A 13,183-nucleotide genomic window follows, 5' to 3' on the forward strand; every position below is an offset into this window, starting at 1 on the left:
CCCTGTATTTTAATAGGAATACAGGGGCTTTTGTATCTAGTATTTATCATTCGACAAAATTCGGGTCGTGACAGGCACCTTGACTTTTTTTATTTTTCCTGCAATAATAGTGAAAATTACATATTGGTACCTTTAAGAGCAGTCCAGTGAGGCTGACAAGGGCGTCGGATAATTGGAATAGTGGGTGAAGTCTATTCTTTCGCAGGCATAAGTATGCGTTTATGTTTACCTGTGCATACCTGTGCATACCTGTACCCATCGGAAAAGCTCCTTGTCAGATAATGGCAGGGAGCTTTTTTTATGGCCATTATTAAAAAGGATTTATATTCTAGTTGTCCGATTACATGGTACCAATTCTACTAAATCATTTAGGAGGAATTGGTTATGAAACAAACAGATCATGAATTTTCATTACAGGCAGTGCCTGGCAATCAGCGTAATGGATTTTGGAAGATGTTTGTCGTGATGCTGGGATTTACATTTTTCTCCGCCAGCATGCTGTCAGGTGGTGAACTTGGAGCAGGACTCACAATGGAGCAGTTTATTTGGATTGTTTTAGCCGGAAATTTAATTCTGGGACTTTATACAGGTGCACTCGCCTATATTGCGGCGAAAACTGGTTTATCCACCCATTTATTGGCCCGCTATGCTTTTGGTGAAAAAGGGTCTTATCTAGCGTCTTTTCTGCTAGGTGGAACACAGGTTGGCTGGTTTGGGGTAGGGCTTGCGATGTTTGCCGTTCCTGTACAAAGAGTAACAGGTCTTGAAATGTGGCCGATTATAATCATGGCCGGTTTGGTTATGACAGCATCTGCTTATTATGGAATGAAGGCTCTGGCCATTTTAAGTTTTGCAGCGGTTCCGGCCATTACCATTTTGGGAAGTCTCTCTGTGTTTAAAGCCGTAGATACAGTGGGAGGAGTCGCCGGCCTGATGCAATATGAACCGGCTGAGACGATTAGTCTGGCGGCTGCCCTTACGATTTGTGTGGGCTCCTTCGCAAGCGGAGGAACTTTAACCCCTGATTTTGCCCGTTTTGCAAAAACACGACGTTCTGCGGTTATTACCACTTTAATTGCATTTTTTATCGGAAACACGCTGATGTTTACCTTTGGAGCCATCGGGGCAATGGCAACCGGGTTTTCGGATATTTCTGAAGTCATGTTCACACAGGGACTTATCGTTGCGGCCATCATTGTATTGGGATTAAACATCTGGACGACAAATGATAACTCATTATATGCCTCAGGGCTGGGCTTTTCAAACATTACAAAAATCAAAAAAAGCAAGGTAGTTATCTTTAATGGCATCACAGGTACGATATTTGCTCTTTGGCTATATAACAATTTTGTGGGATGGTTAACGTTGCTCGGGGGAGCATTACCGCCGATTGGAGCTATACTCCTTGCTGACTTTTTTCTCTTAAACAAAGGAAAGTATGACTCATTCGAAAAGATGACTTTTAAAACCGTCAATTGGCCAGCCATTATTGCCTGGGGATCAGGTTTTGCTGCAGCACAATTATTGCCGGGAATTCCCCCTCTGAATGGAATGATCGGATCCGTCATCATTTATGCTGGATTATCTATTTTAATAGAGAAGGTAAACCAAACAGCTTCATCAAATGTAAAAAAAGGTGGCCTGAAATATGATTATTAAAAATGCTAAGCTACGAGGAAAAGAAGGTCAATGGCAGCTTATCCTGGAAAATGGATTCATTAAAACGATAACGCAAGAAATAGTGGATAATCAAAATCATCAAATAATCAATGCGGGTGGAAGGCTCGTTCTTCCGCCTTTCATCGAACCGCATATCCATTTAGATACGACCTTAACAGCGGGTGAACCAAAATGGAATAAAAGTGGAACACTATTTGAAGGAATTGAAACCTGGGCTGAAAGAAAAAGGACTTTGAACGTTGAGGATGTAAAAATCAGGGCCGAAAAAGCTCTGAAATGGCAAGTCGCTCAAGGGATTCAGCATGTTCGTACTCATGTGGATGTAACCGATCCGGACTTAACCGCCCTGAAAGCTCTTTTGGAAGTCAAAGAGGAAATGAAAGACTTTGTGGATTTACAGCTGGTGGCTTTTCCCCAGGAAGGAATTTTATCGTATCAGAATGGGAAACAACTCCTGGAAGAGGCACTTAAAATGGGCGCCGATGTGGTTGGAGGTATACCACACTATGAATTTACCAGGGAATATGGTGTTGAATCATTGAAGATTGCTTTTCAGTTGGCTGAAAAATACCATCGCCTGATAGATATTCACTGTGATGAAATTGATGACGAACAATCCCGTTTTGTTGAGACAGTAGCAGCAGAGGCCCACCGGTATGGACTGGGAAGCCGGGTGACAGCCAGTCATACGACAGCTATGCACTCTTATAATGATGCTTATACTTCAAAACTTTTCAGACTCCTTAAGCTGTCGAATATGAACTTTGTTGCCAATCCTCTGGTGAATATCCACTTGCAGGGGCGGTTTGAATCCTATCCAAAGCGCCGAGGAATCACAAGAGTGAAGGAAATGCAGGAAGCAGGTATAAATGTGTGCTTTGGTCATGATGATATATTTGATCCCTGGTATCCTCTTGGGACGGGGAATATGCTGCAAGTGCTTCACATGGGCATTCATGTGACGCAATTAATGGGGTATCAGCAGATTGTGGATGCTATGGACCTCATTACCAGCAATAGTGCTAGGACGTTAAATATTGAGGACCAGTACGGTATAGAGGAAGGAAAGCCTGCAAACCTGATTGTATTGGATGCTGGAAATGAATATGAAGCCATTCGAAAACAGGCAACAGTTCGTTATTCAATCCGAAATGGAAAACTCATCGCTGAGACTAAACCGAGTGACAGCAGACTAATACTGGAGAATAATGAGGAAAAAGTAACGTTTTCAAAATAAGCATATTCTTATAATGAAGAGGCTGGGATAAAGTACCTGGGCAGGCTTAAGCACCAATCTATTGTTTTTCCGAAAACACTCATGTCCCAGCCTCTTCAATTTTTCATAGAGCGTTCTTTTTGTAATCTATTAAATATTCCAGCACTTCTTCCAAAGATAGTCTGTGGATTTGATAGACTGTCAAGTTTTCAGTCTGTAATACAGCCTCTATGCTAGCTCTGTGATTGGTAACAATTTGCGGTGGGGAAGTTTCAAGCTTCAAAACATTAGGGTGGTGTTTCAGGTTATCTGATAACTCCGAAACCCAAATTCTTGCCCAGCTTTCATAGATGTCATCTTTATTAAAGGAATGAACGATCTTACCTGATTCCAACACCTTAATCTCATCACAAAGCTGATGAACTTCGTCAATGGTATGTGTAGCCAGAATTACACTTTTCTCTTCATGCTCCATAAACGTAAGAATATCTTCTTTCATTTTTCTTCGTGAAACAATATCTACTCCTGCTGTTGGTTCATCTAACAGAAGCAGGGATGGATGGTGACATAGAGAAAGAATAAAATCAATTTTTTTCTTTGTACCCTTTGAACATTTTTCATATTTTTCATCCAGATCAATGTCGTACCGTCTGCTTAGCTGTTCAAATTGCTCATGATCCCAGGCTGGATACCAGCGGGAAATCAGCTTTGCCAGTTTTCTTATTGTTAAAAAATGATACCCACTCAGCAGTTCACCTGCGTAACCGACTTGCTTCTTCCATTCGTCCTCATTTTTTGACCAGTCCTTTCCGAAAACTTTCCCTTGTCCGGAGTCCTTTTTTAAAACCTTCATCAGCAAACGAAAAAATGTTGTTTTTCCTGAGCCATTAGCACCCACCAGTCCGGTTATCGATCCTTGTTCAACCGTCAAGTTCAGTGGACCAATCTTAAACTTCCTAAAACTTCTGGATAAATCTTTTACTTCTAAGGCATGCATCATAATCCCCCATTGTTAAATGTTTTGTTTACGATATTTGAAAAAATAACGTTCAATTCCTCACTCGAACAGCCCATTTGTTTTCCCTGCTGAACCACCTTTTCAAATGCATCATGAAGAATCTGTTGTCGGGACTGACTTATTTGATTATTTTTTATTTCACGGACAAAAGTCCCTTTACCTTGAATCGTCTGAATGAAGCCATTCATTTCTAAATTTTGATATGCCCGTCTGGTGGTAATAACACTGCAGCCCAAGTCACTTGCTAAAGCCCTTATGGAAGGAAGTGGGGTCCCAGGAGGAAGCTTACCTCCCACGATAAGTGTTTTGATTTGCGTTTCGACTTGATAATATATAGGTTCTCTGCTTTCATTGGATACTTGGATAGGTATCCTCATAGGAGAGGACACTCCCTTCTACAAGAAATCTTTTTTTGCCATTCGTTGTTGCAGTAATCGGTTCCAGCCATAACAGCTTGTTATCCCGACAGTCATTGACAATAAAGCTACAGGCCATCCGACTGTTTTTACTAATCCGACGATATTCTCTGCAATTCCACTTGAGAAATATTGATAAAAAAGGATTACAGCGATAACGATGATGGCTGCATAAATGAACGGAATGATATGAAGGGTTTTTCCACTGGTGCCGTATTCCAGAAAGGGGCTCAAACCACCTACTGCAAGCATGAATCCAAACCACACAATCATTAATAGAATCAGTTCAGAAATTGTGAATAGGGTTAAAACGTTATCCGGTATCACAGCAATTAGGACACCTATGCTTCCAAAAAATGCAAAGGACATCGTTAACAAAGTCAAAATCATAAATATGGTCCGACTTAATGTTAATACGGAAAGCGTAATGGGTAAGGTACGAAGCGCTGCCATTCGCTTTAAGTATGGATTTTCCTTTGCTGATTTATAGCTTAAATAAGGTTTGGACATGAAAAGTGAACTGAAAGCGGGGGCAGTACCAATAATCATAAAGTCAAGTAAATAAGGTGTTACCGAAGTGGATCTAATATTTATAATGATATTATCAGAATTCGCGAAGAAGCCCCCAAGAGCAAAGCCAAGTATACTGCTTGCCAGAAATGTAATAAAAACTGCTGTTATATTCTGTTTGTATTCATTTGTGGCGAGCCAGATTGCATCCTTCAACAACGTTCATCACCTCTCTTTTATTCGGCTGGTTGAAATACATTAATAAGACCACGGTCCTCAAGATTTAAAAAGTCGATACCGTATAGGAGTAACACTGTAAAAGCAATACTCCATGTTGTAATACTTGCTGATGTCCAAATGAAGGCCTTCTTCTTTGTAGCTCCTAATGTCATGCTGATTAATGCGGTTAAATGACTGCCAACGAATAAAGGACCAAGCATAGCTAATCCAGGCAAACCGTATTTCTTCCATATATTTTGGGCTCTCACGGAACGTTTGCTTTCTCCTTTGTCTTTATCTTCCCGGCGTCTTTTTCGCCATGATTTTATTTGATGCACAAACATGATAACCAGAAACACCGTTACAATATTTCCGGTTAATCCGAGTAGCATAACAGATGTAATGGATAGTCCGGCTATGGAAGCAATTGGTATGACGCCAAAGGCTTCAAAAAACGGAATAGCAGATAAAATAAATACAAGAGTATATGCCCAAAGCAATTTCACTGATATTTCCCCCTTTAACTGTTAAGGTGTATATATTTATATATACAGTATAACAATAAAAAAATCAACCGAAATTAATAAAAATTCTGAAAAATATGTTAACCTCATGGCTAAAGTGAGGAAGGTTCAAGTGGAAAAGAAGGAGGGATTGATTTTTGGAGAATATTATAGGGCTGTTACTCGGCGGATTAAATTATCAGTTGCTTTAAATATGGAAAGGAAAAAAGGAAACATCTGCAATCATGCAGATGCTTCATCATTCTTATGCTTGATAAATTCTCCCCGATCCGCTGCATCAGGTGGACGTTCGAGCCATTCTTGGTTAATCATGATATTTGCTCCGTCCTCAGCAAATTGACCAATCTTAGCCAACTGCCTGGAATATTCTGATGTAATATCCCAGCACATAGACATGGAGATGGCTGCTCCATAATTTATGGATGTCCTCCTCTTTTATAGGTATTTTTTACAGTTTAAATTGCCATTATCCATCCAAATAAGAAGCAAAAAACATTAAAACATGAAAGCTATTGTGGCCAAAAAAATTCTATAAAAATAGTCATTGACATCTCTACAGAAGGGGAGTAGATTTTACTAGTAATAACAAATCAATCTCATATTTTACTTCTATTGAGGGGACGGTTCTTTTGTTTATGTATCGAAAAATAAATCTATCAGCTGCTCAAAGTATTGCGTTATTTTATGTCTTTGCAGTTATGGTATCGATTAGTTTGCTCAGTTTACCATTTGCCTTAAAACCCGGGGTAAATTGGAGCTTTGTAGATCTCCTTTTTACAGCAGTTAGTGCGGTAAGTGTTACTGGGCTTTCCGTTGTATCCATTGTTGACACATTAAGTACACCAGGAATCTTTATTTTGTTGTTTATCCTGCAGTTTGGCGGAATTGGAATTATGACCTTGGGCACTTTTTTGTGGTTATTAATAGGGAAAAAGATCGGGCTTAAAGAAAGACAGCTTATAAAAACAGATCAGAACCAGTCTACATTTTCAGGTCTGGTTAATCTGATGAAACAAATACTGCTCCTCATCTTAATGATTGAAATGTTTGGTGCTATTATATTAGGAACTTATTTTCTTACCTATTTTGATACATGGCAGGAAGCTTATTTACAGGGGCTGTTTGCTTCAGTCAGTGCTACAACAAATGCTGGATTTGATATTACTGGAAGCTCCCTGGTTCCTTTTGCTCAGGATTATTTTGTTCAGTTTATAAATATTATTTTATTAACACTGGGAGCAATAGGGTTTCCGGTACTCATCGAACTAAAGGAATATATAAGAAATAGAGATCGGAACTACGGATCTCACTTTTCCCTGTATACGAAATTAACAACCGTTACCTTTTTTTCATTAATGGTTGTAGGTACAGTTATGATTATACTGTTTGAATTTAATCATTTCTTTGCAGGGAAAAGCTGGCATGAGTCTTTTTTCTATGCATTTTTTCAGTCATCCACAACTAGGAATGGCGGATTATCCACCATGGATGTCAGTCAGTTTTCTAATGCGACATTATTGGGAATATGCTTTTTAATGTTTATCGGGGCTTCTCCCAGTTCAGTTGGAGGTGGGATAAGAACAACGACTTTTGCTGTCATTGTATTGATGATTATCTCATTTGCGAGGGGACAAAAAGGATTAAAAGTATTTAAACGGGAGGTACATGAAGAAGATATCAGAAAGTCAGTTGTTGTCACTTTTCTGGCTTTAACATTGTGCTTTACAGCAATCATGATACTGGCAAAAACGGAAAATTTTACTATGATGCAGATCCTGTTTGAAGTAAGCTCTGCATTTGGTACGACCGGTTTGTCCATGGGTATAACTCCTGAATTAAGTATGATTGGTAAAATTGTGATTATCGCATTGATGTTTTTAGGGAGAATTGGCATTTTAACATTCTTATTTTTATTTAGTAGAAGTAAACGGGAGGCAGCATACCATTATCCAAAAGAACCACTGATTGTTGGATAATCAAGAAGGGGGATAAGGAGAAAGAGGTATGTATCCATAAACATTTATGGTTGCATGCCTTTTTACATTTAAAGATTGGCACCTTATCCGATTAAGTTGATATTCCTTTCTAATACTCTTATTTTTTCATTTCATAGCTAGCGTGATGTTCAATATCCGTACTCTATATGAAATAATGCAGAAATTTTTTGAAAACTGGGGAAATAACCGTTTAAATATTCTAAATTCTGTACATGCTAGGTAAAAATAAAAAAATTAAGAGGTGTTTGAATTGAAAAAATCTATGTTTCTCAGTTTCCTGGGAATATTTGTTGTCCTGGGAATTGTCGTTATAGTAAATGTAATGAATAATGAACAGACGAATGATAATGCAGAAACGGATGGACAGACTCAGACTGAGGATCCGTATAATCAGGATGCTGTTGAAGTGTCAGAGGAATCAATTGAGGTTACGGCCACCGATGATGGCAAAATAACAGCCAATAACTTATTTATTCCATGGACGATTAACAAAAACGGAGGAACCTTCTATCTGAGTCAGCGGGAAGGATCTGTTATTGAAATTAACGGGGAATTAGGTCTGGTAGAAGTGCAGGATGTTCAAGTATCCGAGAATATTCTTCATGAAGGACAAGGTGGATTTCTTGGCTTTGCACTCGATCCGAACTTTAAGGAGACAAACAGGGCGTATGCCTACCATACCTACTCTAAAAATGGAGAGGTTCTAAATCGCATTGTCTCTTTAACATTAAAAGATAACACTTGGGAGGAAGAAAATGTTCTTCTGGAAAACATCCCTGGTGGAGAAGTAAATAATGGCGGAAGACTGAAAATTGGTCCGGATGGCTTTCTTTATGCAACTACTGGAGATACAGGACAGGCGGAGTTAGCACAGAATCTGGACAATTTGGCAGGGAAAATCTTACGGATGAATCTAGAAGGAGAAGTTCCACAGGATAATCCATTTGAGAATTCGTACGTCTATTCCTATGGTCATCGAAATTCTCAGGGACTTGCCTGGGATGAACAAGGAAATCTTTATAGCTCTGAGCATGGTGAAGATGGCCATGATGAGATTAACCTGATTGAAGCAGGTCAGAATTATGGATGGCCGGAAATTACTGGAAATGAGGAAGAATCCGGGATGAAGGCACCTGTTGCTCATTCAGGTGAAGATACCTGGGCACCAGCCGGAATGGCCTATTCTGATGGTCGACTATATGTAGCATCTTTGGCAGGCAAGCAGATATTCACCTATGACATCGAAAGCAGTGAAACGACTGAATTCTATGACGAAGCAGGTAGACTGCGCGATGTACTGGTTGAAAATGGAAGTATCTTTACGATAACTAGCAATAATGACCAATATGGTGAACCAACAGCCAAAGATGACCGATTATTACAGCTTTCCTTAACCAAAGAGGTTTCCGCTGATTAATGAAACGATGAAAAGGGAAAAGGTAATCGCCCCTATAAGGGAACGATTACCTTTTTTCGTCTGGCTCCAGCGCCCGGCGACTAGCGAGACTTCCTTCACCTCCGTCCGATAAGTCAACATCGACTCACACAGTTCGTCGTGTTTCCTTTTCCGCGTGTTAACTGGCTGTAAGACCCCTGTTAGAAATAAGTGAGGGTCAACAGCCCGTAGACACCCGATTTGTTCAACTAACAATCAGTGGGGGATGCCCCCCACTGATTGAAGTTTCACTTTATCTCCTCCGGCTCAGTCCAGTCCGTACGTCGCTAATAAGAAAAGCGGAGGCGACCGTTTAGGCCCGACGGCATAAGCAGAATATCCGGAGTGGCCGCTTTTTGGCCATGTAGGGTATTCTGCTTATGACCGCTTGGGCTTGGGAGCCGCAGCTGGACAGAGAAAAGCGGAGGCGACTGTTCAGGTCATGCGGGATAAGACGAAGTCATGTAGTGGCATGGGTTTGGCCACGGAATGGCTTTGGCTTATATCCGCCTTGACCTAGGAGCCGCAGCTGGACAAGAAAAGCGGAGGCGCCCGTTTAGGCCCGACAACTTAAGCAGAATATCCGTAGTGGCTGCTTTTTGGCCATGTAGGGTATTCTGCTTATGACCGCTTGGGGGCCTGGGAGGAGCAGCTGGATAAACGGGCGCTTCCGCCTTTGTTCATTCCTTATTGGCTAGTTTTTCCATAATATAATCGGAAAGGACATTGATTTCATCCTCGGATAATGTACCTCCAAATGGTGGCATGCCTCCACTTCCGTTTTTGATTTGCTCAATTAGCTTTTCCCGATCCTTTGTGATGTCACTATTTTTGATGCTTGGACCGTTATGACCACCTGCTCCCTGATCTCCATGACAGGATAAGCAGTTGTTTTCATAAATGGTACGTCCCTGATCCAGAGAGGCATTGCCTTCATCCTGAGTTTCGGTTGAATCCTGCTCCTCATGTTCTTCATGCTCTTCACGTTTCTCGGCTAAAGGAGACGTATTGATTTCTTCCTTTGGGATGTCCTCTGCCGAATTGTACTGGCCTTCCAGGGAAAACGTATAAATTTTATCTCCATGTTTTGTACCAGCCAGGGAATTTCCTGCGGAGAATATAGAAATATATTGTTTTCCGTCAATTTCATACGTAATAGGTGGCGCATTTGCACCTGCGTCTGTTTTGAACTCCCATAAATGATCTCCTGTTTTTGCATCGTAGGCAATGATTCGTCCGTCATTGTGACCGACAAATACAAGGTTTCCTTTCGTTGTTAGAACACCACTGTAGGCAATGGTGTCCCAGTTTTTCTGCCATACGATTTTATTGGTTTTAATATCAATGGCTGTGACAGTACTTCGCATTGGCGAGTTTTCAACAGGCTGCCATACACTGCCCAAATACTCTTTTCCCTGTTCATAGGTGTTTTCTTCATCATCGGCATAGTGAGCGTAAGAAAAATAGTTGTCATTCCCAAGAACATAAAAATACTCTGTATTCGGATTGTAAGCGGACGGCGGCCAGTTTCCACCACCTTGAGGCGATGGTTTTACAGTCATTGGTTCGTCCCAGAATGGTGTAAATAACTTCCCATATTTCCCATCAAATTCTTCTGGTAAATCATTTTTTACGTCTTCTTCAGTCACTTCCTGTGGAACAAAATTATCTCCTTTAGGAAATGGCTGAGTAGGGGATGTTTTTTGTTTATCCAGTTGCGGAACCTCTTTCTCATCAATCCCTATCAGAGGCTCACCGCTTGTTCGGTCAAGAATATATACCCATCCGGTTTTACCGGCCTGTGCAATTCCTTTTTTCATTTCGCCATCCATTTCCACATCAAATAAAACAACCGGATTTGCTGCATCTAAATCCCAGATATCATGGTGAACCTCCTGAAAGTGCCAGTTACGTTCACCAGTATCTGCATCAAGTGCAACCACTGAGTTGGCAAAGAGATTATCCCCCTCACGATTACTTCCATCTAAGTCAGGGGATGTATTTCCGGTTGAAAAGTAAATCTGTCCTAATTCCGGATCTATCGCTGGTGTTTGCCAAACAGGTGCCCCGCCGGTAAGCCAGCTGTTATTGTCCTGTGGCCAGGTTTCGTGGCCTTCTTCGCCAGGGCCGGGAATGGTATAGGTTCTCCAAATTTGTCTGCCCATTTCTGCATCATACGCTGCAACATAACCCCGAATACCATATTCTCCACCTGCAATTCCTGTATAGACTTTCCCATCATAGTAGAGTGGGGCACTTGCAATGGTATGGCCTTTTTCCCATTCATCCACTTCTGTTTCCCATACTACTTCACCGGTTTTCTGGTCTAAAGCCACTAGCCTTGAGTCCAATAGTCCAACAAATACCTTTCCTTCACCTATGGCCACACCTCTACTGGTCCATCCGCAGCACACAGTATCCAGACCATCCGCAAGCTCAGGCTGGAACTCCCAGATGATTTCACCGGTTTTGGCGTTTATGGCCTGTACATCATTTGCTCCTGTAATATTGAACATGACTCCATCATAGACGATTGGAGTTGACTCACCTGAATATTTAAACTTGAAGCCTGAGCCCATGCTTGTTACCCATTCAGCCTTCAGGTCAGCAACATTGGAAGCATTAATTTGATCCAGCTGTGAATAGCGTCCATTGGAAATATTTCCTCCATTTGTAATCCAGTTTGCAGATGGAGGAGAAGTTAATTGTTCCGCAGAAAATTTGGGAGATACTTTTCCCGGATAATCCATATGCTGAAAGGATTGATGTTCCGCTTCAAATTGAGTTTTTTTGTCTTTTTCTTCATTACTGTCTTTCTGTTGCTCTTCTTGATTATTCTGATCATCAGGTTTTTTTGCGACATCGTCCGGGCCGGTGAATTGACTAATGATAACAATGGCAATGATAACAGCAGCCAATACCGCAACACCTGTAATGATCCAGGTATGTCGTTTCATTCTGCGAAGCTCCTTTCCTAATATAATCAAGTTTTCTTCAGTTGTAATTTACCCGAATATGAATAAATTACCCAAAATGTTATGGAAAGGGGAAGATAAAGAAATTTCAGGAAAATGGAGGTGCGGGGAGACTAAAATCAGAGGAATTACCCAGGTTCGCTCAAAAATAGGGATTATGAATAGCTAAATGCAGAGACAACTTATCTATAGTATTCGAGGCCGGAACATCCCAGCCTCATAACCTTATTTTCCAAATTCATTTAATCGTTCATAGGTTTTACGGAGAAAGCGATAAAACAATTCTTCTGTTGGCAATAATTTGCGTTGTGCCGGATAGATGACACCTACAGAACGTGTTAAATTCGGGTCTGCTATCGGTACAACAACGGTTGAACGTGGAGTGTTATCCACCATGGTCATTTCAGGCATCAACGCTACACCTAACCCTGCTGCCACAAGTCCCTTTAATGCATCAATATCCTTTCCTTCAACACCTATGTCAGGTGTGAAGCCTACATTATCACAGGCATCCATGACCTGCTTACGAAAGACAAATCCTTCCGGCAGAATAACAAAAGAATCCTCTTTAAGTTCCTGTAACATAATGGAGGAACGGCTGGCTAACCGATGATTCATAGGAAGAAGAGCTACAATCTTTTCACTGAACAATGTAGTCCCTTTAATTTTTTCTGATTGTTCCCGTTTAGGCATAGGTGCAATCATGGCCAGATTAAAGGTCCCATTAATGACACCATCCATTAATTCGGAATAGAGACCATTACTCATTTGAAATTTTGCCTCAGGATAGTACCGGCGAAATGCAAAAATAATGGAAGGAACGATATAAGCAGCCATACTAATAGGAAAAGCAATTCGTACTGTGCCTCTTTCAGGATTTAAGTATTCCTTGACCTCCCGTTTTGCTTCCTCCATCATATTCATGACCTGCTTCATCCGCTCTAAAAAAACCTCGCCGATAGGAGTTAATTTAACACGTCTTCCTTCTCGTATAAAAAGCTGAACACCCAGTTCATTTTCAAGATTAAAGATTTGTCTGCTGACTGAAGATTGAGCAACATGCAGGGCATTCGCTGCGTCGGTAACATGCTCTCTTTCAGCAACTTCCATAAAATACTTAATTTGACGGTGTTCCATTTCTATTCACCTCATTTAATGCGTTTAATGCATTAATTTCATCTATTATTAATATT

General features: G+C 40.8%; 11 protein-coding genes. 4 read left to right on the forward strand and 7 right to left on the reverse strand.

Features of this window, described 5'->3' with window-relative positions:
- The first annotated feature begins 384 nt into the window (after positions 1-384).
- On the forward strand, positions 385-1,659 hold the full coding sequence (gene codB, locus ACZ5OK_RS05470) for a cytosine permease (protein ID WP_343839954.1): 1,275 nt from the start codon (positions 385-387) through the stop codon (positions 1,657-1,659).
- Positions 1,649-2,917, forward strand: a complete 1,269-nt coding sequence (locus ACZ5OK_RS05475; RefSeq protein WP_343839956.1) for a cytosine deaminase — start codon at positions 1,649-1,651, stop codon at positions 2,915-2,917. Before codB ends, ACZ5OK_RS05475 begins: the two co-directional genes overlap by 11 nt.
- A 103-nt stretch (positions 2,918-3,020) precedes the next feature.
- Here the strand turns inward: ACZ5OK_RS05475 and ACZ5OK_RS05480 are convergent, their stop codons facing one another.
- From ACZ5OK_RS05480 to ACZ5OK_RS05500, 5 genes are all read right to left on the reverse strand, one after another.
- Complete coding sequence (locus ACZ5OK_RS05480; protein ID WP_464758557.1) at positions 3,021-3,896, reverse strand: ABC transporter ATP-binding protein; 876 nt, start codon at positions 3,894-3,896, stop codon at positions 3,021-3,023.
- Complete coding sequence (locus ACZ5OK_RS05485; RefSeq protein ID WP_343839959.1) at positions 3,893-4,291, reverse strand: GntR family transcriptional regulator; 399 nt, start codon at positions 4,289-4,291, stop codon at positions 3,893-3,895. Before ACZ5OK_RS05485 ends, ACZ5OK_RS05480 begins: the two co-directional genes overlap by 4 nt.
- Before the next feature lie 18 nt (positions 4,292-4,309).
- The gene (locus tag ACZ5OK_RS05490) at positions 4,310-5,059 is read right to left on the reverse strand and encodes a hypothetical protein (RefSeq protein WP_343839961.1); all 750 of its coding nucleotides are present in this window, start codon (positions 5,057-5,059) and stop codon (positions 4,310-4,312) included.
- 17 nt (positions 5,060-5,076) lie between these two features.
- Positions 5,077-5,565, reverse strand: coding sequence for a small multi-drug export protein (locus tag ACZ5OK_RS05495; protein ID WP_343839963.1), 489 nt, complete (start codon positions 5,563-5,565; stop codon positions 5,077-5,079).
- Positions 5,566-5,805: 240 nt separating this feature from the next.
- On the reverse strand, positions 5,806-6,003 hold the full coding sequence (locus ACZ5OK_RS05500; protein WP_343840320.1) for a DUF3231 family protein: 198 nt from the start codon (positions 6,001-6,003) through the stop codon (positions 5,806-5,808).
- Between the two features lie 215 nt (positions 6,004-6,218).
- On the opposite strand from ACZ5OK_RS05500, the gene ACZ5OK_RS05505 reads away from it, so the two are divergent.
- Complete coding sequence (locus ACZ5OK_RS05505; protein WP_343840322.1) at positions 6,219-7,559, forward strand: TrkH family potassium uptake protein; 1,341 nt, start codon at positions 6,219-6,221, stop codon at positions 7,557-7,559.
- Positions 7,560-7,821: 262 nt separating this feature from the next.
- Positions 7,822-8,997, forward strand: a complete 1,176-nt coding sequence (locus ACZ5OK_RS05510; RefSeq protein ID WP_343839965.1) for a PQQ-dependent sugar dehydrogenase — start codon at positions 7,822-7,824, stop codon at positions 8,995-8,997.
- Between the two features lie 698 nt (positions 8,998-9,695).
- Here the strand turns inward: ACZ5OK_RS05510 and ACZ5OK_RS05515 are convergent.
- On the reverse strand, positions 9,696-11,972 hold the full coding sequence (locus ACZ5OK_RS05515; RefSeq protein WP_343839967.1) for an outer membrane protein assembly factor BamB family protein: 2,277 nt from the start codon (positions 11,970-11,972) through the stop codon (positions 9,696-9,698).
- A 243-nt stretch (positions 11,973-12,215) separates the two neighbouring features.
- Positions 12,216-13,127: a LysR family transcriptional regulator gene (locus ACZ5OK_RS05520; RefSeq protein ID WP_343839969.1), complete on the reverse strand. Its 912-nt coding sequence runs from the start codon at positions 13,125-13,127 to the stop codon at positions 12,216-12,218.
- Between the last annotated feature and the right edge of the window lie 56 nt (positions 13,128-13,183).

The organism is Salinibacillus aidingensis (assembly GCF_055393355.1).